Annotated in this window: 22 protein-coding genes and 2 pseudogenes; 12 read left to right on the top strand and 12 right to left on the bottom strand. The window is 41.7% G+C overall.

Annotated features, from left to right (window positions below):
* Window positions 1-71: 71 nt before the first annotated feature.
* On the top strand, window positions 72-794 hold the full coding sequence (locus AC07UV_RS16120; RefSeq protein WP_495184487.1) for a hypothetical protein: 723 nt from the start codon (window positions 72-74) through the stop codon (window positions 792-794).
* A gap of 197 nt (window positions 795-991) precedes the next feature.
* On the opposite strand, the gene bla is transcribed toward AC07UV_RS16120, so the two are convergent.
* Window positions 992-1,909, bottom strand: a complete 918-nt coding sequence (gene bla / locus AC07UV_RS16115; RefSeq protein ID WP_495184522.1) for a class A beta-lactamase, subclass A2 — start codon at window positions 1,907-1,909, stop codon at window positions 992-994.
* A 208-nt stretch (window positions 1,910-2,117) separates the two neighbouring features.
* Between bla and AC07UV_RS16110 the strand changes: the two genes are divergently transcribed.
* Complete coding sequence (locus tag AC07UV_RS16110; protein ID WP_495184486.1) at window positions 2,118-3,044, top strand: 2-hydroxyacid dehydrogenase; 927 nt, start codon at window positions 2,118-2,120, stop codon at window positions 3,042-3,044.
* Window positions 3,045-3,250: 206 nt separating this feature from the next.
* Window positions 3,251-3,700 carry a nuclear transport factor 2 family protein gene (locus tag AC07UV_RS16105; protein ID WP_495184485.1) on the top strand — a complete coding sequence of 150 codons (450 nt, stop codon included), beginning with the start codon at window positions 3,251-3,253 and terminating at the stop codon, window positions 3,698-3,700.
* 165 nt (window positions 3,701-3,865) lie between these two features.
* Here AC07UV_RS16105 and AC07UV_RS16100 read toward each other — a convergent pair whose 3' ends face one another.
* The gene (locus tag AC07UV_RS16100; RefSeq protein WP_495184484.1) at window positions 3,866-4,207 is read right to left on the bottom strand and encodes an STM3941 family protein; all 342 of its coding nucleotides are present in this window, start codon (window positions 4,205-4,207) and stop codon (window positions 3,866-3,868) included.
* 405 nt (window positions 4,208-4,612) lie between these two features.
* Between AC07UV_RS16100 and AC07UV_RS16095 the strand changes: the two genes are divergently transcribed.
* Window positions 4,613-5,059 carry a nuclear transport factor 2 family protein gene (locus AC07UV_RS16095; protein ID WP_495184483.1) on the top strand — a complete coding sequence of 149 codons (447 nt, stop codon included), beginning with the start codon at window positions 4,613-4,615 and terminating at the stop codon, window positions 5,057-5,059.
* A 113-nt stretch (window positions 5,060-5,172) separates the two neighbouring features.
* On the opposite strand, the gene AC07UV_RS16090 is transcribed toward AC07UV_RS16095, so the two are convergent.
* The 3 genes from AC07UV_RS16090 to AC07UV_RS16080 form a co-directional block, all read right to left on the bottom strand.
* The gene (locus AC07UV_RS16090; RefSeq protein ID WP_495184482.1) at window positions 5,173-7,707 is read right to left on the bottom strand and encodes a hypothetical protein; all 2,535 of its coding nucleotides are present in this window, start codon (window positions 7,705-7,707) and stop codon (window positions 5,173-5,175) included.
* Between the two features lie 139 nt (window positions 7,708-7,846).
* Entirely contained in the window at window positions 7,847-8,626 is a 780-nt protein-coding gene (locus AC07UV_RS16085; RefSeq protein ID WP_495184481.1) for a GLPGLI family protein, read from the bottom strand.
* A gap of 80 nt (window positions 8,627-8,706) precedes the next feature.
* Complete coding sequence (locus AC07UV_RS16080; protein ID WP_282253046.1) at window positions 8,707-9,045, bottom strand: hypothetical protein; 339 nt, start codon at window positions 9,043-9,045, stop codon at window positions 8,707-8,709.
* A gap of 98 nt (window positions 9,046-9,143) precedes the next feature.
* On the opposite strand from AC07UV_RS16080, the gene AC07UV_RS16075 reads away from it, so the two are divergent.
* Window positions 9,144-9,335: a hypothetical protein gene (locus tag AC07UV_RS16075; RefSeq protein WP_495184480.1), complete on the top strand. Its 192-nt coding sequence runs from the start codon at window positions 9,144-9,146 to the stop codon at window positions 9,333-9,335.
* Here the strand turns inward: AC07UV_RS16075 and AC07UV_RS16070 are convergent.
* Entirely contained in the window at window positions 9,332-9,754 is a 423-nt protein-coding gene (locus tag AC07UV_RS16070) for a hypothetical protein (RefSeq protein WP_495184479.1), read from the bottom strand. The genes AC07UV_RS16075 and AC07UV_RS16070 overlap by 4 nt on opposite strands.
* 633 nt (window positions 9,755-10,387) lie before the next feature.
* Between AC07UV_RS16070 and AC07UV_RS16065 the strand changes: the two genes are divergently transcribed.
* The gene (locus AC07UV_RS16065) at window positions 10,388-10,972 is read left to right on the top strand and encodes a dihydrofolate reductase family protein (RefSeq protein ID WP_495184478.1); all 585 of its coding nucleotides are present in this window, start codon (window positions 10,388-10,390) and stop codon (window positions 10,970-10,972) included.
* A 1,027-nt stretch (window positions 10,973-11,999) separates the two neighbouring features.
* Here AC07UV_RS16065 and AC07UV_RS16060 read toward each other — a convergent pair.
* The 5 genes and pseudogenes from AC07UV_RS16060 to cobA all read right to left on the bottom strand — a co-directional run bounded on the left by AC07UV_RS16060 (window position 12,000) and on the right by cobA (window position 19,369).
* Window positions 12,000-13,454, bottom strand: a complete 1,455-nt coding sequence (locus AC07UV_RS16060; RefSeq protein WP_495184477.1) for a rubredoxin — start codon at window positions 13,452-13,454, stop codon at window positions 12,000-12,002.
* A 4-nt stretch (window positions 13,455-13,458) separates the two neighbouring features.
* A complete protein-coding gene (locus AC07UV_RS16055) occupies window positions 13,459-13,653 on the bottom strand; it encodes a (2Fe-2S)-binding protein (protein WP_495184521.1) in 195 nt (64 codons plus the stop codon).
* Between the two features lie 81 nt (window positions 13,654-13,734).
* Window positions 13,735-16,980 (bottom strand): annotated as a pseudogene (locus AC07UV_RS16050) (molybdopterin-dependent oxidoreductase); the annotation flags it as partial.
* Window positions 16,981-16,998: 18 nt separating this feature from the next.
* Window positions 16,999-18,303, bottom strand: coding sequence for an MFS transporter (locus tag AC07UV_RS16045; RefSeq protein ID WP_282253054.1), 1,305 nt, complete (start codon window positions 18,301-18,303; stop codon window positions 16,999-17,001).
* Between the two features lie 304 nt (window positions 18,304-18,607).
* Complete coding sequence (gene cobA / locus AC07UV_RS16040; RefSeq protein ID WP_495184476.1) at window positions 18,608-19,369, bottom strand: uroporphyrinogen-III C-methyltransferase; 762 nt, start codon at window positions 19,367-19,369, stop codon at window positions 18,608-18,610.
* Between the two features lie 200 nt (window positions 19,370-19,569).
* Here cobA and nirB point away from each other — a divergent pair, with 200 nt between their 5' ends.
* The 4 genes from nirB (at window position 19,570) to AC07UV_RS16020 (ending at window position 23,817) form a co-directional block, all read left to right on the top strand.
* Window positions 19,570-22,086 (top strand): nitrite reductase large subunit NirB, encoded by a 2,517-nt coding sequence (gene nirB, locus AC07UV_RS16035; protein WP_282253056.1) that lies wholly within the window; start codon window positions 19,570-19,572, stop codon window positions 22,084-22,086.
* A 74-nt stretch (window positions 22,087-22,160) separates the two neighbouring features.
* Window positions 22,161-22,520 (top strand): nitrite reductase small subunit NirD, encoded by a 360-nt coding sequence (nirD, locus tag AC07UV_RS16030; protein ID WP_282253057.1) that lies wholly within the window; start codon window positions 22,161-22,163, stop codon window positions 22,518-22,520.
* A gap of 47 nt (window positions 22,521-22,567) precedes the next feature.
* Window positions 22,568-23,380 (top strand): formate/nitrite transporter family protein, encoded by an 813-nt coding sequence (locus AC07UV_RS16025; protein WP_495184475.1) that lies wholly within the window; start codon window positions 22,568-22,570, stop codon window positions 23,378-23,380.
* Between the two features lie 5 nt (window positions 23,381-23,385).
* Window positions 23,386-23,817, top strand: coding sequence for a hypothetical protein (locus AC07UV_RS16020; RefSeq protein WP_282253059.1), 432 nt, complete (start codon window positions 23,386-23,388; stop codon window positions 23,815-23,817).
* Between the two features lie 61 nt (window positions 23,818-23,878).
* Here the strand turns inward: AC07UV_RS16020 and AC07UV_RS16015 are convergent, their stop codons facing one another.
* A complete protein-coding gene (locus tag AC07UV_RS16015) occupies window positions 23,879-24,622 on the bottom strand; it encodes a Crp/Fnr family transcriptional regulator (protein WP_495184474.1) in 744 nt (247 codons plus the stop codon).
* Between the two features lie 150 nt (window positions 24,623-24,772).
* On the opposite strand from AC07UV_RS16015, the gene AC07UV_RS16010 reads away from it, so the two are divergent.
* The gene (locus AC07UV_RS16010) at window positions 24,773-24,874 is read left to right on the top strand and encodes a hypothetical protein (RefSeq protein ID WP_404479102.1); all 102 of its coding nucleotides are present in this window, start codon (window positions 24,773-24,775) and stop codon (window positions 24,872-24,874) included.
* Window positions 24,875-24,906: 32 nt separating this feature from the next.
* A pseudogene (locus AC07UV_RS16005) lies at window positions 24,907-25,239 on the top strand (NADAR domain-containing protein); the annotation flags it as partial.
* Between the last annotated feature and the right edge of the window lie 97 nt (window positions 25,240-25,336).

Below are 25,336 nucleotides of genomic sequence, written 5' to 3'. Positions count from 1 at the left end.
TGTTTCAAGTGAATGGGGAATATATAAACCTTACGGGGGCAACTTAACGATATCCATTAAATTAATCCATTATGAATTCGGAGATTTTAACATTGAAAAGGCAAGTTAGGGTACTGATAGGAGTATGTCTAGTCCTTTTTCTGGGAATTATAATAACTGTATTTATTGTGTTAAACGATGACAGAAGTGGCTCTGTTCTTGACGTCGAACGGATAAACATTCGGGAGGCCGATGGTACAATTAAAATGGTATTGAGTAATAAGGCTCGGCAGCATCCTGGAAGAATGATCGGAAAGGATCTCGAACCAAGGGAAAGAGAGGCTGGATTGATTTTCTTTAACCGCGATGGAGATGAATGTGGCGGACTTGTATACGATAATGACAAAGAGAGCGCTGGAATGGTTTATTCCATAGATAAATATCAGGATGATCAGATCATGCAGTTACAGTATATGGAGGATACCCAGACCAAGAAAAGGAAATATGGGCTTCAATTATGGAGTTATGGGAAAGAAGATGCCTTTGCGGAGCGACAAGATAGATATAAAGAGCTGACTACTTCAGGCGTAAAACAAGTACGAGATTCAGCAGTAACAATTATGCGTAATGAAGGTCTTCTCGCGACTGACCGTATGTTTTTAGGTAAAAACTATAAGGATGAGATCGGTTTATTTATACATGACAGTCAGGGAAGGCCTCGAATCCGCATTATGGTCGATAAAAATAATCAGGCAATTCTTGAAACTGTAGATACACTTGGAAATGTAACAGTGAAATCTGGTTTCCGAGAATAAATAGCTGATCTCCCGATTTCCACCGTCGACCGCGTTTTTCTGTTTGTTCATTCAAAACCCATCGCTTAGGAGCTTCTTTATTGCACTCGTAGGCTTGAGTGTTTTTGGGGTCTATTTAAACACTTGAAGTTATCGGCGGGGACTATATTACATATTTTTCATTGCTTGATATGAACTTTATCTTCAGTTTTCCTTGCCTATTGCTTGCTATAAAAGTCATAAGTAGCTTTTGCAATGTCGGCGATAATTTTCTCGTTTGCATCGAAATTTTCCTTTGATTCACTCACAAAAACGCTAATAATAAAATGCTCACCATTTGGTAAAAAGACAAGACCAATGTTGTTTACAGCTGCAGTAATACCCGTTGTTTTATTTGTTCCGGACCAACCGGTTTTATGAGCCACAATTGTTCCTTTCGGTAATTGTCCTTTTATTCGATTTGCCCCAGTTGTTGTTTCTATATTAGTTTTCCAAAAAAAATCATAACTGCTTTTTGAAAGTAAATTGTTCTTGTTCTCATAAAACATTTTTATCGTCTCACTTGCAGCTTTTGGAGTAGTCCAGTTTTGAAACATATTTTCCCACTTGGCCTGCATATCTTCTTCATTAAATGTGATTTGTATTTCTTTGATATTGTTCTTCTTGAAATAATCTTCAACAGTCTTAGGCGTTCCGATCAGTCGTATCAGCACATCGCAAGCGGTATTGTCGCTATGGGAAACAGCATATTGAATTAATTTTTCAATTGTAAAACTTCCACCATTGGGATTTTCATCTCTCAGTGGACTCCAAAAATCTGCTGGTAGAAGTTCATCCTTACCTATCTCTATTTTTTTATCCAAAGAAAGGTTTCCTTTGTCAATTTCGGACAGTACGGCTAATGCAATATGGAATTTAAAAACACTTTGCATTGGAAATCGCCGATCTCCGTTTAAGGAGATGGTGTCCTGACCATTATTTCCGATGATTGAAACACCAACAATTGCATCTTTATCTGAAACGATTTGAGCTATTCTATTCCGTAATAAATCTGTCTTTTTATTCGATGTATAGCAACTTACCAATAATAAGAATAAAGGTGCCAATTGTAATAGTCTTCTCATGATCGTTTGTATTTACATTTTACTAACTAAGCTTTTACAAGTCAGTTGAATGATTCTTGATAACTCTAAATTATCAAAAAAATGACATACCCCGAGTAAATAGTATGTTTAATTAAGATTAGATGATAAGGCGTGGTTTTTTATTTGTACAGTAATTATTCAGGAATAAGTACATTGCTGTTTTTAGGATAAATGTTATTTTCGTATAAATGAAAGCAACATGAGTATAGCATTGATATTGAATAGTGGTCGGGCTGAAGAATGGAAGTTCGAAATCAATAAACATTTACCCAAAATAAAAGTTGAGATCTATCCTGAGATTGAGAATTATGATGAGGTCGAGTTTGCACTTTGTTGGAAGCCTGAGGCAGAATATTATACTCATTTTCCCAATTTAAAAGTTATACAATCTGGAGGTGCTGGGATAGATCATTTATTTCCTAAATCAATACCTTCACATATCCATACCTGCAGGATTGTAGATCCCATGTTAAAAAGCGATATGTTTGAGCATGTTTTGACATGTTTGATGCATTCGATGAAGAATTTTTCGGCTTATGCAACAGAAAAAGCGAAAAAACATTGGCAGCCCCTGGTATATAAATCTATTGGTCAAACTTGTGTAACGATTTTAGGATTGGGTGAAATCGGTGGTTATGTAGCTGAAAGGTTAGCCCAGTTGGGTTTCAAGGTAAACGGGTGGTCGAATTCAGCTAAAAATCTAAAAGGGGTAAACTCTTTTACGGGGATTGCGGAACTAAGCTTGGCTGTTGAGCATACGGATTTTATTGTGAATGTTTTGCCATTGACTGATGCGACAAGAGGAATTCTAAATCATGATCTTTTCAATTTATGTCCCAAGGGAACAGTTCTACTTAACGTTGGTAGAGGCGAACATCTTGTTGATGAAGATTTATTAGAAGCAATCGCTGAGAAGCAAATTGCTAACGCCTACCTCGATGTATTTCATCAAGAACCATTGCTTCGAGATCATCCGTTCTGGAATTGCAGTTCTATTTTTATAACTCCACATGTTGCGAGTAGGACAAACATTAGTTCTTCGGTCCTGCAGGTAGTGGATAATTATAGAAGAATGACTGAAGGGCGACCTTTACTCAACGAAGTTTCTTTGGCAAAAGGTTATTAAAAGTTTGAGCTATGTTTGGAGCGCTCACCGCCCCATTTTCGCTATTCACCGAGTTTTCCGTAATGTTAGTCTAAAGGCTGTACGCTATGGGCCTATTGTGTTGTAGTTTTGATTCAGAATCTACAAGGAAATAATGCAACAATATCAATATCCTTGCGACAATAAGAAAAGAAACTAAAAAACTAACAATATAAAATAATGACATTATGAACTCATTAGTAAAAACATTCGCAGCAGCAGCCTTGATCGCAGTATCCGCTTTTTCTATGGCAGCTGAAGGACCAGGTTCAAAATCAACAAAAGCAAACGTTAACCTTTCAACTGGAGACTTCGCCCTAGAACACTATGTTGCGGTCACTACCGAAGGAGAGTCGGCAGGAGTAGAGCAATTATTTGCAGAAGATTTCAGCCAAAAGGTTCAATCTTCTTCCAATGGGGGAACACATAGCCGTGAAGAAGTCGTTAAATATTTGAAAAAACAAAAAGGTGAGAAGCTAAACTGTACAGTAACTAGCGATATCATCGAAGAATCAGCGGATTTTATGGTAGCCAAGGTCACTTTAGCTTTTGAAGAATTCACGAAGACTGATCTTGTGACTTTGGTACGTGAAGGTAACAGTTGGAAAGTGTCCAAATCTATCAATTCTTATAAATAAGAAGCCATCTCAAGTAAATATATAAGTTGTAAGCCACATCTCACGATGTGGCTTTGTGGTATCTTGGGAAGATTGCTAAAAGTCAATGTAAGCATGATACAAGTTTGTAGAAGTTATTGCCTACGCTTTTGATTCATCCGGTATTGAAATCGGAGCATGAAGATCTCAGGAAACAGTATTGTTGTCCTTGTATTTTATTAGATTTTCATTTAAAAGTTTCAAAAGCTCTTTATGGCTTATATTCATATTGCCATTGCTAACGCTATAAGGTGAACCATAACTCATATTAAACTGCATCATTTTCTTTTTAATCTTATTAGACTCCTGTTGTATTATTGCATCACTATTTTTTATCAGTATAATAATAATTGGGTTTGAATAGATCGAAATTTCTTTAAACCCAGTAATATCTTGCCATAAGATAAATGTTTTGTATTTATCACCGATATCCAGTCCCTGATCTGTAATCTCAAGCAAGAGATGGTTTGCGAGCAGATACCGGAGCATTCACCAAATAGTAAATCTCTTGTTAGACTCTTAATATGCTGTACGTATGCGGACAATATGCATATAAACTGTTCGCATGCGTACATCTCTTTTTAAGAAAAGATCTTAAAAAGGCTATTGTAGCGCTTAGGAGGCATAAATGGCTTCATTGTGGTGACTGGTATAGTATTTGGTATGCGGTTGATAAAACGGATTCTAAATGCTTTATGTACTCTTTACCTTTTATTTCTGCCATTCACCGAGTTTCACTGATCATTGGCCTAACGTTCATAGGTTAAATGGATATTGAATCGGATTTTTAGATCAACGAGTAAGAATATATATCATGCATGAGCATAGATGAAAAAGCTCATGATAGCTTCATCGCAAATGGATGAAAAATGAAAACAACGAAATAAAGGCATTATGAAAAGATTAGTAAAAACATTAACAGCAGCAGCCTTACTGGCTGTATCCACATGCATAATGGCAGCTGTGGGACCGGGCTCTAAATCAGAAAAAGTAGCCGTTAACCTTTCTACGGCAGACTTCGCCTTGGAGCATTATGTTGCGGTAACGACAAAAGGAGAATCAGTGGGTGTGGAGCAGTTGTTTGCCGAAGATTTCAGCCAAAAGATCCAGGCTTCCAATATATCGACCTACGGACGCAATGCTGTGATCAAATCTTTGAAAAAACAAAAGGGAGAAATCCTGAACTGTAAAGTGAATATCAAGATCGTCGAAAAATCGGCAGATTATATGATTGCAAAAATAGCACTAAAATTTGACAACTTCAGCATGACTGATCTTGTGACTTTGGTACGTGAAGGTAATGACTGGAAAGTGTCGAAATCGATCAATTCGTATAAATAAGAGCATCTCAAGTAAATATATATGTTGTAGAGCCACATTGAAAGATGTGGCTTTTACTTTTATTGCATCAACTTCCTTCGAGCGGTCAATAATGAGTGAGTTCTAATAAAAAATTAAAAATTATAGTCTATTCCAAAGCTTATGTATCGGGGCAAGAGCCGGTATTCGGTGGTGGAACGCGAGATTTCTGTAAGCAGCGCGTTTTTGAAAGAACGGGTGTTGAATATGTTTTTAGCTGTTATGTCAAAACGGGTTTTGTATTTTTTGAGATCGTAAAATACTGAAAAATCAAAAAAATAATAAGTTTGGGCTTTTTGTTGGGGTATGGCTCCAAAGCGATAGGATTCATTCTTGAGGCTGAACTGCAGATTGTCGCCAAAGCGCAAAAAGAGATTCAAAAAAGCCTGGCCATTGGTCAGGGTATTTGTGCTGCCTTCCGAGCGGTAGCTGTTGGTTTGCAGAAGATATCCTGTATATATATTAAAGCTGGATTTCCAGGAACTTCTGAACGAAAGCCCATAGTCGTATCTATTTGTGTGGATTTGCCTGCGTCCTAGGCCGGCCACCAATGTTTCGTAATCGGCCGTATTAAAGCCCACATCCAGGCGAATATTTCCGTTTAAGAGTTTTAGATAATAATTTAGTTCTCCTTTATAGTGGGTAAGTGTTTTGTCTTTGAGCAAGCGCTGTTGTACGAGGTTAAAATTGGGGTTGAGGTCGCTTTCCGTTCCAATATAGTCAAACAGGATCTGATGCCCGATTTGTATGTTGGCAAAAAAACGGTCGCTCATATTACCATAGGTGTACAGGAGTGTTCCGCCCGAACTGCTCAAGGTAGCTATGTTATCCATTCCTTTTACAAAATTGCGTACACCGGTAGTATAGTAATTGGGTATCAGGTCGGTAAGTTTGGTGTTCTGCTGTTGGAAAAACAAATCAGTTTCCAGCCGTCCTTTGTGGTGTACGGCCCATTTGGCTGATAAGCCGGGCGAGAGCTGTAGGTTGTTTTTGCGTTTTTGCATCTCAAAATTAACCAGCCCGCTGTGTACCACGCCTAATTGTAGGCGGGGAGTCACTTCCCAGCTGCGGTGTTTTACCGTGTATTTAGAAATAAGATTAGTCTGAAACAAGCGGAGAATCATCTCATTGGCAAATTCTGGTGGGTATACTACTGTTTTGTGCTCCGCTTCGGGGCCAGGCAGTAGCCGCAATTGGCTGTTGAGCGCTTGCTGTTGATAGGTTGAGCTCAATCCCAGCTCGAAAAAATTGCCGTTTTGTTGTCGGCTTACATAATGCGCAGTAGCCCCAAGATAGCGCAGGTTGTTATCTATATGCTGTTGTACCTCGCTCACCGAGTTGGGACCGAAGAGGTCTTCGTAATAATATTGATTGATGCTGTAATCGACCGGCGACTGCTGATTGATGAAGCGGATTGAGCTGACCAGTGCTTTCCGTTCTGACAGCTTGTAGCTGTACGTGAGGTTGTGGTTGGTGAGGTAGCCTTTGTTTTTGGTGGTTTCTAAGCTGGCTACGCTATTAAAAAGCAGCGCGCCCATCTCGTTGTTGTTCAGAGACCCCAGCGTACCAGTATAGTTCAATGTGGTATGGGGGTTGGGTTCGTACTGCAATTCCAGTTTGGTAAAATAATTGTCGATTTTGCGCGTAAATTCATAGTTTTCGGTGGTGGTAAATTGAATGTCTTCTAGGGTATAATTCTGCACGGTATTGCGGTAAAACGATTTCTTTGTGGGGTTGGCAAAACCCAGCCATTTGATTTTGAATGCAGCTCTCGGATTTAAAATGGTATTTAATGAGATGAGCTTGTCGTTATTGAAATTCGTGCGCCGATAATCGAAGTTGGGCAGGTTGGGCGTATTGTCAATAAGGGTAGGCGTGCTTACATCCACGCCAATTTGCCCGGGTTCGTTGGCCGATCCGGACTGTATAAGGTGGTTGATGCTGCTTACGGCATCATAGCCATTGTTGTTGGCGCTGGCCAGGAGGTAATATTTGTTGCGCTTGCCAAAATTCATGAGGTTGGCGCTGGCTTGATAATACTTTGGGCCAATTGGTGAGCCCTGCAGTCCCACTGAACCCAGCCACTGGTTTTTGCTATCCGCTTTGAGTTGCAGGTTAAGGGCTACCTTGTCCGAGTTTTCGATACCTTTTAATTGTTTGTTGTTGGAATAGTGCTGCAGTACCTGAATTTTTTCCAGCGGCTGCACGCTCATATTTTGCGTAAGCAGGCGGTAACCCTTCTCAAAAAAATCGTCACCTTCGATCATGACCTTTTCCACTTCTTTGTTGCCAATCTTGATGCTGCCATCAGTACCTACGTTAATCCCTGGAATTTTGCGCAGCAAATCTTCCACGTTGCGCTCATCGCCCTGTAAAAAAGAGCTTACCGCCAGTTCAAGAGTATCCCGGCCCCGTAGATAAGGCTGTTTGGAGTGTACAATGACCTCTTGTAACCGTTGAACACCACCGGGTTGCATTTGCGCATCAATAAGGGTGTCGGCTTGGGTAGGCGCAATAGCTAGGCTAAGCGGTTCAGAGCCAAGTGATTTAAACTGCAAAATGAATTTTCCGCTTTGTGCGGTTTGCAAGCGGTAATTTCCCTGGCCATCACTAAAGGTGTAGGTCAGCATTCGGGAATCGGTCGCAAGGCGCAAATCAATGCGCACACCGCCCAAAGCTTCACCTTTGACGCTGACTTTGCCATGTATAGTGACTTGTGCCTGTGCAAATAAGGGCAACAGGCATAGCCCAAGCCATCCTGTTAAATGCTTAATTTTTTTCCCACTCATATACTTGCTCTACACTGCCACGAATTTTTTTATGTTCTACGTTTACACCATCCATCATCGGCATTTTACTCATCATTATGCGCATCTGCTCTTCGTTTTCGAGATCATCTTTTTTTATGTAGCTCTCCAGGCTGAGTTTGGGCAGCCCATTTATGTATTTTTCGTTAACGGGTACATCGCCTGTGTAAGGATATTCAATTTCCTTAAGCAACCAATAGTGCGGGTTGGCCCCTTCGTTGTATAACATGACGATAAGACCGGGCAGGCCACCAAATTTGTATGGCCCGGCGGGTACCGGAATATCGTTGGTATAGTAGGCCACTAGGGTCGTACCCCGGTAAGTGGCGGTAGCCTTGTGACATATGTGTTTGCCCAGCGTATCTACATCGGTGTAGTTAGTATTCCAGATTAAGGTCGGAAACTCGTCGCTAACGAAGTAGTTCTTGCCTTTGAGCGAGCGGGTTTCGACCAGTTGGGGCGCATTGTTTTTTTGGATAACGATGTTTCGGTAGACTTTGCCCATATCTAGCGTCACCGACATGCTACCGCTTACCTCTTCATCGTTGTCATTTTCAGTGGATTGCGGCTTGGGTTGGGTCAGCGAATCGCGAATGGAGGTTTTTATCCCGTCCTGAAAATAAACCTCTTCCCGAAAAGTAGCCATGGGCGATGGCAGGTATTGGTAAACCGCCTTTAGCTTTTGTCCATGGGAAACCGTTGTGGCCAGTGACAATAGAAAGAATAAAAAGTATTTGTTCATGATCGTTGGATTTGGAAAAGCGAGGCCTGGGCCCCGCTTAAATTTTCGCATTTGTAATTAGAATGAAATATATTCTCAGACTATATTCCTAGTTCGCCATGAGCAAGCATATGTCTGTAAACCGCTTTGCAAGTGCTGAAGAATCCTGAACAAGAATTTTCTACGTAGGTCTGCGAAGTGAAGGTGTCAATCACTTGGCCACTACTATTGTAGACATTTAGCGTGTAAACACATTTTGTCAACATAGCTTTGCTTTCCTTTGCCGCTTCAGTAGCTTTAACTGGGGCATTGCTTTTGGCTAGCTTTTCAGTGGTTGTTTTTACATTTGCATTTTCTTTTGGTGCTTTTGCGTCCGTGCCGGCAAAGGCCGCAGTTGATAGCGCAGCTATGGCTACCAAACTCATTACTAATTTTTTCATTTTTTTAAGTTTTTTTGTTTAACCATACATGCCTTTGGGGCATGTTTTAATTCTCTAGTAATAAAAGTAGGGCAAGGAAATGAAATGATTTCGACCGTTTGGTATTCGTAAGGGCTGGTCTATTATTCGCCCTGACTTATTCGATTTTTAGTTTTGCATACTTGGTGACACCTTTTGCTTATTGGGAGAAGGCCATACAGCAAGCAAAAGCAGAGTGGACTGATATTTATAAAATCCGGATGGCTATCGGGCCTAAAAACAACGGTAAAAGTGATGGCGAATGGGATTAGGAGAGGTGAATATCCCTGGTGATAGGCAAATTCTGGAAAGATTTAAGCATCATGCAAAACAAAAGTAGGGCATAAGCCCCGCTTTTGTTTTTATAATATGTGTTACACAAGGAACTATACCAGTTTCCAACCCAATCAAGCATTGCTGCAAAGAAATTAGCACAACCCCTAGCTGAATACGTATAATCTGTGTAGACTGCGCTACCCAATAACACACCATCACAGCTGTAAATACTTACTTTGAAATTATAGTGGGCGAATGCCTCCGCAGTCGCTTCTGTGGATTCCTTGGTAACACGAACTGTATTGTTGGCAAGGCTGTGGGTAGTTGTTCTCACACTTGAATTTTCTTTAGGAGATTCTGCAGCCTTACCAGCAAAGGTCGCAGTTGATAGCACAGCATCAGCTATCATACTCATCAATATTTTTTTATTGTTTTAAGTTTTTTGTTTAACCATATAAGCCTCTTGGAGCATGTTCTAATTCTGTGGTAAATAAAGTAAGGGCAGAGAAATGAACTGACATAAAAGATTAGTATTAGTTGGGGATGATTTATTATTCGCAAGTGGCTTTTTTATGTCAAAAGGGCCTGATTTTCATCAGACCCTTTCTCTTAGCGTTTACTTTTACAGCAATTTTTATGTTTCCTATCGTTTCCTCTTTTATGTTTCGTCATCCAACGTTTTTTTGTACCATTGGATTCTCACTGTACGACGCCAATTTTTATGTTGGTTCTTTCTTTCGAAAGGTAGCAAATGCCGTTTTGTATAATAAGAACAAGAGCTGATTTGAAATAGTTTTATTGGAGTAAATTATTTTTGATCACCTGAGTTGGTTTATCTCTACCATTAAATCATTTTTTTTATTTCTGTAAGCTGAGCATTATTCATCATGAGTTTATCTAAACATTTCAGCAAGGAAATATACCTTGTTTTCTTGCCTTAAGATAAGTGTTTAAAGGTTCTTAATCTATAATTTTATGCTAGTCAATAATTGTTAGGAAGTAATAAAGCATTTATAGCCCAAAAATTATACACAAAACTAAACTAATTATGAGAAAAATCATTGTTTTAAACTGGGTATCGATTGATGGTTTTATCGCAGGTATTCATGGGGAAACAGATTGGTTTCCCTGGGATAGCGAAATCGAGGATTTTTATGAACAGCGGCAGAATAAAGCCGATACCATTATTTATGGCAGGGAGACCTATGAAGTAATGTCTCAATACTGGTCCGATGAGACTCTGACAGCATCGGATCGGCCATCGTTTATTAACTTCATGAACAATACAGCAAAGATTGTTTTTTCAAAATCGCTTGCCAAGGCCGACTGGAACAATACAAAAATTGTTAGGGAGGTCAATAAACACGATATCGAGCAATTGAAGCGTGGTCTGGATGGTGATATTCTTATTTACGGAAGTGGTACTATTGTCTCTCAACTCGCAAAGCTAGGTTTAATAGATGAATATGCATTAATGCTATATCCGATTGTTTTGGGATCGGGAAGGCCATTATTCCCCAATATATCAGATCGGATCAAACTCGATTTAATCAGTACGAGGTGCTATTCGTGTGGCAGTATTTTGCATATTTACCGTCCTTATAATACTATTACAATCAAAAATTCTTGTTAAATTAGAATTTCATTCACCTCTAAACCTCAAATCTAATTTCATTAACGAATGAGAAGAACTCGACTTTAAAGTCGGTTAAACGTTATATTTCTTTACCCTTTTATTCCCACCATTCACCGAGTTTTCCAGTTTATTAAATAAATGTTGTAAAGCCAGCTCGGGAGATGTGGCTTTTTTACATCAAAAGGGCCTGATGTTATTCAGACCCTTTCTGTTAGCGTTTACTTGTACAGTAATTTTTATGTTTCCTATCGTTTCCTCTTTTATGTTTCGTCATCCAACGTTTTTTAGTACCATTGGATTCTCACTGTACGACGCCAATTTTTATGTCGGTCCTTTCAAAAGAAAGGTAGCTAATAGCCGCTTTGTATAATAAGAACGATAGTCGATTGGAAATAGTTTTTATTGGAGTAAAATATTTTTTGATAAATTGAGGTTGATTATTAAAATAAACAATCCATTCGTTGGCTTCTATCACCGATAAGTACAAGGCCGTTTAACGGAAGTCCTCTATTTTCATGATGGACTATCATTATTATATTTTAATGGAGTAATCTTTGAAGTTACATATTTTCACCACGAATTGGAAGCGCTTTCATCAACTATATCAAGCAGTTTTTAAAGCTAGCTAACCCAGACTTTCAACTCAAAAATAGAATTCAGCTTCACTTTACAAATATGGCTATTGAATTAATAACCTTTTAATTATCGCGCTAAAAATAATACGATATTACTTCTTCTTAAAACATGGAATGAGTTATACTTCTTTTTACCTATAATAATGTTAGGTAATTTGGAATTTTATATGCAATGAACAATTTTTAACCAGCATTATTTATATAAAATAATGCTGGTTAAACAAGGAAGAGTTCAACTGGTAATTAGATTATTAATAATTTTATTAAGCGAAACAACGTGTTGATCAGTCGACGAAGTGTAAACTGTCATCAGGCAGACGACGTTTCTACAGAGAGTCGGTCACCTTTTGTCAGTATCTGGAAGAGAGTACATGAAAAAGCATCGTTCTTTATTTGATCAGTTTCCTAAAAGTTGACTTTTCATTTTCACAAATGCTACAACAATATGTCGCAGGCAGATTTTCAAATAGTGTTCCTGCGGCGACATCCTGTGTACTATCTCCCCAGATGGGATCATATATTGTCTGACATGCTGGACATTGATAAGTGACCCTGATCAGATCGGATTTTTCTGTTGTAGCCTGCGTAGAAATATGATGTAGTTCTTGGACCACTGCTCTACCTCGAAGTTGATAAAATTCTTCACACAGTGCCAAAATCACACTTATAAGTTCTGCTCGTTCCACGCGTGTTTGATAAGTGACAAAGTCTCTTGAATTAGGGTTAAAATCTTGCGTGTGTTGCACCTGAAACCAAGATTTATCTCCTTTAGAGTCGATGAAACGCAAAATTACAGATCCCCAGATCCCACTCTTTGGTTGCATTTTAATACCAAAACAAAGTTTGTACGTGCGGATATCCAACCAGTTCATATGGTGCACCAATTCCTGCTTAAGCGCCAATGCAATGGGATCAAAATCTTCCGTCATCCAATTGAGTTCGTTTAGGGCATGCCGCAGGTTGATTCGATGTCGATCTAGCACAATATCCCAATCAGGTCTTGTTGTAGGTTGAATATCTTTAATAACAATTGATTTCCAAGGCGTAGTGTATAATTGGCCGATCCTGTGTCGCAGACAGAGATTACATATGTCGCGTAAAAAAGCGGTCGAAAAGGTTTCGGAACGCCGGTATACACCCAGCCATAGTCTATCTTGGTAGGTGTTAAATCCCTCATAATAGGGGAGCTTAAAAGCGGGTTCCATAAATGGCTGTTCTGTCGGCTGGAAAAGAAATTTTCCTGAGGCAATAGCTGACGCTTCTAACTTTTGTCCCAACTGTTGTGCTTCGCGTGATGTTGCAACCAGCGAACCGATCATCATTGGCTCCAAAAACAGAGTTAGTCTCGCAATATCGTCTGTGTTTACAAGAGTGGACCAGGTGTAAAATAAGTTGCTTTTGGGAAATCGGAGCTGCAGGTACCAATAATTACTAAATTCCGAAGTGATGAAATTTAGATTTCCAGTATAATAAGGTACCAAGGATTGAGTGCAGTCCACAACATTCACTTTCAACTGGGGATTGAATTCGAAACTGTCCAAAACATCTTTATATACGCCTTCACGTATCCATGCTCCCTGATTAAAAAGCCCATCGGCTACATATGAACTCACAATGTTTGGATATATATCCTGACCAATTTCGTAAGCAAACTCCTGATTGATCAGTATATATTCTAATTCTTCAAGTTGCGTATCGTTTACCCTAAAATATAGTTGCTGTCTACTGCCAAATTTGACTTCCGTAATACCCATCTCTTCCAAAGGAATCAATAAGTTGACGAGTTCTCCTGGAGAGATTGCACCTCCTGAGAGGTTAACCTTGATAAACTGTCCTTTTTTCATCGTTTTACTTTGCATAGGATGTTACCTCCTTATCCTTTTCTGCAGCGTAGTTTTCTAGAATACGCTTAACTTCGGGTTTGCAGGATCCACAACCTGTCCCAGCTCCGGTGGATGTACATAACTCCTGAAGATCGGTGCATCCATCGCTAATACATCGTTGCAGGTTTCCCTCTCCAACTTGGCAGCATGAACATACCAATCGCCCAACAACAGCTTCTCTGGCGGTTCCGCTTCGTAGTAATTGTAGTCGTTTTTCACTTAATTCGATCCTGTTTGCGATCAAGTTTTTAAACTCAGAAAATTCGTTCTTGTCACCGATCAAAATGGCACCTACAAGTCTGTCCTGATAGATAATACATTTTTTGTAATAGCGCTTGGCCTTGTCGATAAAAATAATCTCTTCATAGTCCTCATTAGGCGTTTCTGTAAGACCGATGCTACAGAGGTCAAAACCTTGTATTTTGATAATATTCATAAACAGGCTTCCCTTATAGTGGCTGCTGATATCCCCCTGATGATATTGTGCGACTATCCCGGCCTGTTCTTCGGCGGCAGCGGTGATACCGTAAAGTGTCCCTTCAAATTCTGCAATCTCACCGATAGCATAAATAGCGGGGTCGCTAGTTTTCATATGATTATCCACGACTACACCCCGTTGGCACAGTAAGTCGGCATCCTTTGCTAATTCGATATTAGGCGTAGTACCTATCGCTAGGATTAGGGCGTCGCATTTGATCTGTCTTCCACTCTTTAATTCGATCTTTGTCAGTTTATTACGGCCACAGTATAGTTGAACTTCATCGTTATAGAATATATCGCAGCCGAGGTCTATCATTTCTTCATGAAGCAGTTGACTTCCAAGTGGATCCAGCTGACGATTCAAAAAACGCGAAACACGTTGAATGATGGTAATTTTTGTCCCATTTTCACGGAGTGAAGCTGCCATTTCCAGTCCTAATAATCCTCCGCCTACAATAACGACATGTGCCTGTTGAGGAAGGTATCGCTTCAATAGGTCTGCGTCAGTCCGACGCCGCATCGTAAAAATACCAGGCAGCTTCGGTACATGCTTTGGCAGGCTGGGACGGCTGCCTGTCGCGAGAATTAAGATATCATAATATGTTTTAATACCTCGAGAATCCCGGACATATTTGTTGATTCGGTCGATTGCAGTAATCTGGACACCCCGTATATGTTGTATATCGAGTAAAGCCTCCTCTTCGTCTTTCATTTTAACTAATTGCTCCCATTGAAGCTCGCCACTAACATAATGTGGTAGCATGACACGATTATAAAAAGGTAGATCCTCATTACTGAAAATGATAATTTCATCGGTTTTGTTTAGTTCCCGAAAGGAGCGGACAAAACCATGTGCTCCGGCACCGGCACCAACAATTACAATACGTTCCTTGCTCTTCACATGAGGTTCGACACGTACTGCGCAAAATTTAAAGTCAGGCTCCTTCGAAATAGGATCCACTAAATCGTTGGTCAGATTATTAGCCCTATGGAGATCAGATCCCAATATCTTACCCCAATGCATCGGTAGAAATACGACTCCAGGTTTAATCGTCTTGCTGACCCGTGTCCTGACACGAACATCACCTCGTAGAGAATAAACATTTGCCAATTGTCCGTCAATCAAGTTCAGTGCTGTAGCATCTGTTGGATGTATTTCCAAAAATGCAGTCTGAATATGTTGATTCAACTTACTTACCTTGCCTGTTTTCGACATGGTATGCCATTGGTCACGGATTCGTCCGGTTGTCAGGATAAGCGGAAAATTTTGGTCAGGCAGTTCACTGTGATGCTGATCAGGAGGGCTATGCAATTGCGCCCGCCCACTTAGCGTAAGGAATTTGTTATCCTGAAAAAGTCGTGGAGTACCTTTTCTCTTTGACAGATCAAAAGGCCATTGCACTGTATTTAGATTGTCAATAAGTTTATAATCCAATCCAGCAATGTCAATACTTGTCCCAGCCGTTAACTGGGCATGTTCTTTATAGATATCCTGTGGTGTAGGATATGAAAAACCTTTAAAACCCATTTTTTGTGCAAACCTTGAAAAGATTTCTGTATCTGGAAGGGCTTCACCTGGAGGGTCGATAGCTTTATGCAGGTGACTGATCCTCCGTTCTGAATTCGTCATTGTGCCTTCTTTTTCAGCCCATCCAGCTGCAGGAAGAATAATATCTGCAAAGTCTAGGGTCTGGGGCTTATTGGATATCTCCTGAACTACAACGAATTTAGCCATTTGCAATGCTTTTTCCACCAACCGTATGTTTGGAAGGCTAGTGAGTGGATTGGTACAAAGAATCCAAATTGCCTTCAATCGTCCGTCGGCTAAGGCTTCAAACATTTCGGTAGCTGTGAGCCCCGGTTTGTTACTCAAAGTAGTCCCTGACCAGAATTGTTGGATTTCATCGCGATGTGTTTTATTATCCATATCACGGTGAGCGGGCAGTAGATTGGCAAGCCCTCCAACTTCTCTTCCGCCCATAGCATTGGGCTGTCCAGTTAGTGAAAAAGGACCACTTCCCGGTTTCCCGATTTTCCCTGTAATCAAGCTGAGGTCAATTAGGCTCAGGTTTTTGTTAACTCCCACTACACTCTGATTCAGCCCCATTGTCCACATACTCAGAAGGCTTTTGGATTCGCCAATATAGCTGGCTGCGCGTTCAATGTCTTCCACCGGGACACCACATATCGCGGCGGACTCCAATAATGTACGTTCGAATACCCGTTTTTTGTAAATCTCATATCCTTCGGTATGATTGTTTATAAAATCAAGGTCTATATCTCCTTGTTCTATAAGCAATCTTCCCAGTGCATAATTGAGCGTAATGTCTGTCCCCGGATTAATCTGCAAATGCAGGTCAGCCAATGCGCAGGTATCAGTAACACGAGGGTCGATAACAATAATTTTGGTTGCTGGATTTTTAGCTTTGTGCGCCTCTACACGTCGCCAAAGGATCGGATGGCATCAGGCGGGATTGGCACCTGCGACCAAAAAGCAATCAGCAATCTCGATATCGTCGTAGCATATCGGTACACTATCTTCACCCAACGCTTTTTTATATGCTGCCACAGCGCTGCTCATACAAAGACGTGAATTGGTGTCAATATTGTTCGTGCCAATAAACCCCTTGACTAGTTTATTGAGAATGTAATATTCCTCTGTAAGGCATTGTCCAGAAGCATAAAACGCCACAGAATCAGGACCGTATTTTGCAATTAACGTGCGCAAGACCGCTGCTGCGCGATCCAACGCTTCATCCCATGAAACACGTTGCAACGGACTGGATCTGTGGTGCCTCATCTGTGGATAGAGAAGCCTGTCTGAGCGATCATTGACTGTATATTGCAAATTCATGCCTTTGCTACATAATTTACCTTGATTGACGGGGTGTTCGTTATCGCCGATAACGGAAATCATCTTATTTTTTTCGACCGATATCTTCACGCCACACCCCACACCACAGTAGCAGCAGGTACTTTTATATAGATTGTTAGACTCTTTATTCATAGTGAAAGGATGCTAATTCTAGACTTCTAATGACACATTTTGAACGACAGTTTCAATTCGAGGATGAAAACGCACGAGGAGGACAGTGAAACCTATAAGAAAAACACCTATACCGATATACTGAAAGGCATCAGCATAACTGAGCGTTTCAGATTTAAAAAGAAATCCGACTAACATGGCTCCAATATTTCCTCCGGCACCGACGATTCCGCTCACACTGCCAATGTTATCTTTATTAATGAAGGGGACGATACCGTATGTACAGCCATTTGCCATTTTAAGGAAGAGTGCAAAAAGCAACATTGTAATAATAGCAAGAAGCAATGTGTTGGAAGCGGCGAACAGACTTATGCCGATTCCTTCCAAGATCAACAGTATACCGAGAATTATACCCTTACCTTTAATACCATAACTTTTCCCTACTTTATCACTTACAATACCGCCAAGTGCACGGGCGAATAGATTCATACCGCCAAAGATACTGGCTAGGGCTCCGGCCAGGATAATCCCTGTATCAAAACGATCCATAAAGAAAGTAGCGGCGACGTTGTCAACCGTGATCTCTATCCCGAAACAAGCTGCATAGGCGAGTGTGAGGATCCAGACACGATAGTCTTTTAACGCGAGCAAAAATGAACCATTCTTCTTTTTATTGATTCTCCCGTCCCCGGACAGTTTTTTGAAATTGCCTTGTGGCGTATCTTGCGTATACTTATAATAGATGTACGCCATAATGAGTAGGATAATACCGGGAACAACCATTGCGATCCTCCAAGAATCCAATTGACTAACGAAGCCCATGCCGACGAATGCTGCAGCAATGAGTGGCATGACCAAATTAGTAACCCCTCCGCCAAGGTTGCCCCAGCCACCAGTTACAGCATTGGCCGTACCAATAATGTTGGGGGCAAACATCATTGAAGTATGGAACTGCGTAATCACAAAAGAAGCACCGATGATACCGATGAAAAAACGAAATAACAAAAAAGACTCATAACTATTACTCAATCCGATAAGTAAAACAGGAACCGAACCTGCAACCAACAGAATAGTGTAGGAGATCCGTGGCCCTAGCGTATCACACATCTTCCCGATAAATAATCGCGCAATAATTGTTGCTGAAACAGAAGCGATAATGATATTTCCGACTTCACTTTTAGTCAATCCGAGCTGTTCTCTAACCAGCGGCATAAGCGGGGCGACGCCGAACCAGCCAAAGAAACAGAAGAAAAAAGTGATCCATGTAATGTGAAAAGTACGCATCTGTACGCCTTTAAAAGATAAAATACTAAGCTTTTGGAGAGGTTGTTCTTGTGGATTCATGAGTAATAGGTGTTTGGTTGATGATTGAAATAGTTATCAAATGTTCATATTGTTTTTTTTGTTATCGTTTACGATATGTTTTTCAATGAATTTTGTAAAAGTGTTTAATTTGTTGTTGTTTAATGGGTGTGTAAAAAGTAAGTTTATTTTTTAAAGGAGCTGTTTAACTCATATTTGTTTGAAGACTACCGGGATTTGAACATGCCGTTGCGATCGATACCGACTGTGTGATTTTGTTTGTCGTGCCCGGAAGAGTCGATGATCCTGAAAGAGCCCTGAATTTGCTGCCTGACATACAACCGGCTTATACAATAGACCTGTGTGCGACAGCGAGGCTGTGTGCATGCTGCAAATCGACCACCGCTCCGATGATGATAATGGCTGGATGGCCAAGTCCATGCTCTTTACTTGCCCTGACGAGGTCTTTGGCTTTGCACAATACCTGTTTTTGCTGCGGTAAACTCGCATGCTGTATAATTGCGGCCGGAGTTTCTCCTTTTCCATAGAATACATAGGTGCGTGCAATCTCGTCGAGTTTGCGCATCCCCATGTAGATCACGACAGTGGACCGGCTCTGGACAGCCAAAGGAAGATCAGCAGAGAGGCTGCCATCTTTTTTCATCCCGGTTAGCGCCCATACCCCTTCACTGGTGCCTCGGTGGGTCAGCGGAATATTATTGATGCCCGCGCCTTGCATACTGCTGATGCCCGGAATGTAAGAAACCGCAATATTTTCCCCCTGTACGGTAAGCCATTCTTCAAAACCGCGCCCAAAAAGATAGGGATCGCCACCTTTTAACCGGACCACCCGGTCGTAGCGCGCACAATAATGTAGGATAAGTTCGTTTATTTCTTCCTGAGGAACGTATTTTCCATAAGGATGTTTGCCAACATAGTGCTTTACACAGTTTTTATTTGATATTTTAAGAATTTCTTCATTGATTAAGTTGTCATAAAGGATAACCTGCGCACTTTTTATTACTTTATAAGCTTTTATGGTTAATAATTCTGGGTCGCCAGGGCCAGATCCTACAATAAATAACGATGTTTTGCTTAATTTTTTCATGTTATTTTGATTTTGTGTAAAATTTATATGTAAATCTATTAAAAAATCTGATATAAATCATGTTTTATTGAATTTTAATGTGTGTTTTATTGAAAAAATATTATAAAAATCATATTTATTTTGATTTTTTGATTTTTTATTCCATAAATTAGTGGTGTTTAAATATTGAATTGATTTTTTTATCAAAAAAAACAGCAATTATGGAAAGAAAAAAGATTGTTATTGTCGGAAATGGTATGGTTGGTAATAAGATTTGCCAAAAATTAAAGCAGAAATCTGATAATCTAGATATAATTGTGTTTGCAGAGGAATCAATTCGTGCCTATGACCGGGTGCATCTGACCGATTACTTCAAAGTTTCGTCTATGGAGGAACTTTTCCTGTCAAAAAAGGAGTGGTATGAGGAAAATAATGTAAAAATCCATTTAAATGATCCGATTGTTGATGTAAATCGTTCAAAAAAAGAAGTGCGGTCATTACAAGGGCTTATTGCCCCGTACGACTATCTGGTATTTGCAACTGGTTCTGCTGCTTTTGTACCGCCTATTCCGGGCGTGGAAAAGGAGGGGGTATTTCTCTACCGGACGATTGAGGATCTGGATTTGATCAAAGCTTATGCGGCAAAAGTCAAAAAGGGTACTGTCATGGGGGGCGGACTACTGGGCCTGGAAGCGGCCAAAGCGCTGGTTGACCTTGGCTTGGAAGGAACGGCCGTAATTGAATTTGCGCCCCGCCTGATGCCGCGTCAGATTGACGACAGTGCTAGCCTGCTCCTACAAACCAAGCTAGCCGCATTGGGGCTGAGTTGCTTATTGCAAAAATCAACAAGTCAATTATTGGGGGAAAAGCGCCTGACGGGAATCGCTTTTCAGGATGGTTCATCGATCGAAACGGATCTGCTGGTGATATCGGCGGGCATACGGCCGCGTGATGAACTGGCCAGAAAAATAGGGCTGGCCATCGGTGAGCGTGGCGGGATTGTGGTCAATCCGCAAATGCAGACCTCAGACCCTGCAGTATATGCTATCGGCGAATGTGCATTGGTCAATGATATGATCTATGGTCTGGTGGCACCGGGCTATGAGATGGCTGAAATAGCGGCAGAGCATATCCTTGGGGAGGAAAAGTCCTTTAAGGGATTTGATATGAGTACCAAATTGAAACTGATGGGGGTGGATGTGGCTAGCTTTGGGGATCCCTTTATCAGTGAACCTTATGCACGGACCATCCTACTTGAGGATCGTAACAAAGGGGTTTATAAAAGATTGAACGTTAGTACCGACGGTACGCGCCTGCTCGGAGGGATATTGGTGGGTGAGGCCACAAGTTACAACATGCTATTGCAAATGGTCAACAACAGTATGCCGCTGGCGGAGCATCCTGAGCTGCTCCTGATGAGTGAACAGGGGGAAAGCAAATCAGCTGCTACGGGTTTGGAAGCCTTGCCGGACAGTGCCCTGATCTGCAGTTGCGAGGGGGTGACCAAAGCGCAGATCTGTGATGCCGTGATTAGTGGAAATTGTGAAAATGCAGATGCGGTAAAGAAATGCACCAAAGCGGGGTCGGGCTGCGGGGGCTGCGTGCCGATGGTGAAGGATCTGGTCAACTACACGATGAAACAGCAGGGGAAATATATCCGAAGTACTATCTGTGAGCATTTTGACCTGAGCCGGCAGGAACTCTATGATCTGATCAAGATCCATGAACTTAAGAGTTATGATCAGGTGCTGGACGCCCTAGGCCGCGGACACGGGTGTGAGGTCTGTAAGCCATTGGTGTCTTCACTGCTGGCCAGTCTTTGGAATGAGATGATCTTGAGCAAGGGAAATGATGTGGCGCAGGATAGTAACGACCGTTACCTGGCCAATATACAGAAGGGTGGAACTTATTCGGTCGTTCCCCGTATTCCTGGTGGGGAGATTACGCCAGACAAATTGATTGTTATTGGCCAAGTGGCCAAAAAATATAAGCTATATACAAAAATTACGGGCGGGCAGCGCATTGATTTGTTTGGTGCACATCTCAATGATCTCCCGCTTATCTGGGAGGAGCTCATTGCAGCCGGATTTGAAAGTGGGCATGCCTATGGTAAGGCCTTACGGACGGTCAAAAGCTGTGTGGGCAGTACCTGGTGCCGGTTTGGCCTACACGACAGTGTGTCCTTCGCCATAAAAATAGAAGAGCGTTATCGTGGGCTTCGTGCACCACATAAGATAAAATCAGCTGTGAGCGGCTGTATCCGTGAGTGTGCGGAGGCGCAGAGCAAGGATTTTGGTATCATTGCCACCGAAAAAGGCTGGAACCTATATGTCTGTGGCAACGGAGGTAGCAAGCCGCAACATGCCCTGCTGCTGGCGGCCGATATCGACAGTGAGACCTGTATCCGTTATATCGACCGTTTTCTGATGTTCTACATCCGTACAGCCGACCCTTTGACGCGTACCGCCACTTGGCTCAATAAAATGGAGGGTGGAATCGACTATTTGCGGAATGTTGTGGTCGAGGATAGCCTCGGTATGGGGAAAACATGGGAGAAGGATATGCAACTGCTTGTCGACAGCTATCGCTGTGAATGGAAAGTTGCCGTGGAAGATCCCGAGATCCGGAAACGCTTTGTCCATTTTGTGAATGCTCCGGAAGAGCGGGACGAGTCAGTACGCTTTGATAACATGCGCGGTCAAAAGAAAGCCGCTGACTGGAACCTGAAGACGTACTAAAAACCCATGGGGCAACATCATTGACTGATGATATCATTGACATAGAATCGCTAAACCTTTAAAATAAAAATCACATGAACACGCAAATTGACTTACAAATTGACCTTCAATGGCTGAAGGCCTGCCAGATCGAGGATGCTATTGAGAACGGAGGTGTCTGTCTTAAGTTGAATAACGAACAGGTGGCCCTATTTTATTTCGCCCGTCGCAATGAGTGGTATGCTACCCAGAATGAATGCCCACATAAGCGGCAGATGATTTTGAGCCGTGGGATGTTAGGTTCCCTGGGAGATACCCCAAAAGTGGCTTGCCCGTTTCACAAAAAAACCTTTGCACTAGATACGGGCGAATGTCTCTCGGGTGATGAATGTGCGATCAAAACGTATCCGGTCAAGGTGGAGAATGGGACGGTATATATTGGAATGACAGCTTAAGCCCAAGCTCAATAATCGAAATAAAAACCTTTTAAAGCAAATAAACGATGGATTATATTAGCCCCAAAGAGGTAGCTGGTGTGATGATGAATACCGCTATCTACAAATCTACGCTCCCGATCAAAGACCTGCTGATTCGGGGGGCATTGTCAGGTGCCTTACTGGCGATCTCTGTTACGCTCGCACTATTGGCTACGGCACAGACCGGGCTGGAGCTTGTTGGCGCATTTGTTTTTCCTGTGGGATTTGTGATTATTGTTATACTGGGGCTGGAGCTCGTCACGGGAAGTTTCTCCTTAGTGCCCTTGGCCTGGCTGGAAGGGAAAATCAATTTTAAGGTAATGGCTAACAACCTGTTCTGGGTCTTCCTTGGTAACTTATTGGGCAGTGTCCTCTTTGCACTCTTATTTTGGGCTGCAAGCACTGAAACCGGACAGGCTAGCCAGCTTGGGAATATCGAGCATAGCCTGATTGTGATCAGTGAAAAGAAAACCCTAGGCTACGGCAACCATGGTGCTGCCGGGTTATTTTCAGCCTTTGTCAAAGCTATTCTCTGCAACTGGATGGTCTGCATGGGCGTGGTGATGTCCATGACATCCAAGTCTACCTTAGGTAAGATCCTGGCGGCGGGAATTCCAATCTTTATCTTCTTTGCCTTGGGTTACGAACATGCGGTGGTCAATATGTTTGTGATCCCTGCTGGAATGATGTTCGGTGCCCAGGTGACTATGTCGGACTGGTGGTTGTACAATCAGTTGATCGTGACGGCCGGTAATATTGTTGGTGGGCTGTTGTTTACAGGAATGGCCATCTATTATACTTATCACAGGAGAGAGCAGGTGTCCACCTCTCAAAACTAGCTATTATGCAAAGAATTGAAAATAGAGGTATGTGGAAGAAGCGGGTGGGGATGGTGCTGCTCCAGCTGCTTTTTTTGGTAGTTTTTTACCAGACTTATGCGCAGCAAAAAACAGTGAAAGCGAGTTTGTTCGAAGGTGTCGTGGTGGCGGGCTATGCTGACCATGGGGCCTATGTCAACTGTACGGGGCCAGCGATTAAATATAGTTTCGCCCCGAAGGGGAATATCCTGTTGGGATTGTTGCCGAGCCTGAAAATGAAGGAAGATCAAGTGGAGGAAGGAAAGCCCAAGAATGCTTGGGTCACTCCGACGCTGGGAGTTGGCCTGACTGCGGTGTTCAGGCATATCGCCGTTCAGCTACCTGCTTTCTACAGCCCGAAGACCAGTACCGCAGATGGTAAGTGGAAGCTTGGGCTCGGGCTGGGCTATAAATTTTAAAATGACGTATTTTTAGGGAAATATTTACGTTGGGGAGGGAGCATGCCAGGATTGGTTTGCTTTACTCCCCATATTTTTCTGTTGCCAACTTGTTTAATAGTTCCTTGTTTTTGATGAAAATCTTCTTTTTGTCGACTGTTATAGCATCCGAATCAGCAAGTTCGGCAAGCATTCGGTAGACTGTTTCATAGGTGGTGCCCACATAGGATGCGAGATCCTTTTTGCTCAGTTCAAGACCGATGTACCCGTCCTCTGTTCCTTCGGCAAAAACGCGATGAAGCAATAAAAGACTCCATGCTAAACGGTTTTTGACGGAAAGTTGCACCAGGTTGGCCATCTTCTGCTCCGAAAGATGCAATTCATCGGCAAAAAATAGCATCAGACGATAGCTTAATTCGGTATTGATACGCAGGGTGGACAGGAAGAATGGTAACTCTACAAAACATAGCTGCGTAGCGGCAAGTGCTGTGGCCGAAATAGGGTAAATGCTTTGTTCGGATGAGATCCCGCGATGGCCTACAATATCTCCCTTTTTGGCAAAACGTATGATGGTCTCCCTGCCTCCAAGGTTGCGGTAGACTTTGACGATTCCGGATTGGACAAAGTAAATACCACGAACCGGCTCTCCTTCGCGGATAAACTGTTCGCCTTTTTTCAGTTTGATATTTTTTCGGTGGAGGTCGATTTGCCCAAGCCACTCTTGTAAGACGTAACGACACATCAGACAGGAGTGGTCGCAGGTATTCGCTTTCTTCGTTTTCATCGGAATCAGTTTCGTATGGTAGAGTCTTTTTTGTTTGACCAAAGGTATCACCTATTCATCTAAAATCCTATTTTGTTTAGAATTTAAAAGCATGATTTGGCGATGGGTATTTCTTCATAAGTTCATCTTTGCGATTTGTAAGGTGTTGTAAATAAGGTGAAATAGAGTTTTTTTAGATCAGTAAGAGGAGAGATTTTCTTCGTTGATGATTTTGCTTCATTTGGTACACCAAACAATGTTCGGAAGGTGCTTTGCTTATTGGAGAAAGACAATTCATTGGTAGCTTTGGCATAGGGGAGCATTGAAGAAATTGCAAAGCAAGCCCCGTTGACACGATATGGGGTATCGGACTGTCACATGATGACGTTGATATCGAAAACATATATTGTTGGTGGGGTCAAAATTTATTAGGTTTTGCATTGATGGAAGTACGGGATTTTCTACGTCAACTTGGAAAATTCCAAACACTTCAAAATGCCAAGCAACCGCCTTGGTCTAAGTTTCCTGGTAAGGATAATACGGATATATTTTGGAGGATGGGAACAGGAGAGGAGTATTTGATAGAATTCGGTGGTTATTATAATTATCTGTCTAAAAGAGAACAAATTGGTATATCAACTAACCAATCCACAGCCTTACACATGGAGGTATTTTTATAACTGAAAAAGCTACAGTTGAAAATCTTTATTCATCTGGACATTCCCACCATTCACCGAGTTTTCCTGCCCGTTGGTCTAAAGCCCATAGGCTAGGGGT

It is taken from the genome of Sphingobacterium sp. GW821-FHT03E03 (genome assembly GCF_059420745.1).
Note: the sequence above shows the minus strand (reverse complement) of the source record. Positions and strands in the feature narration are given on the sequence as shown.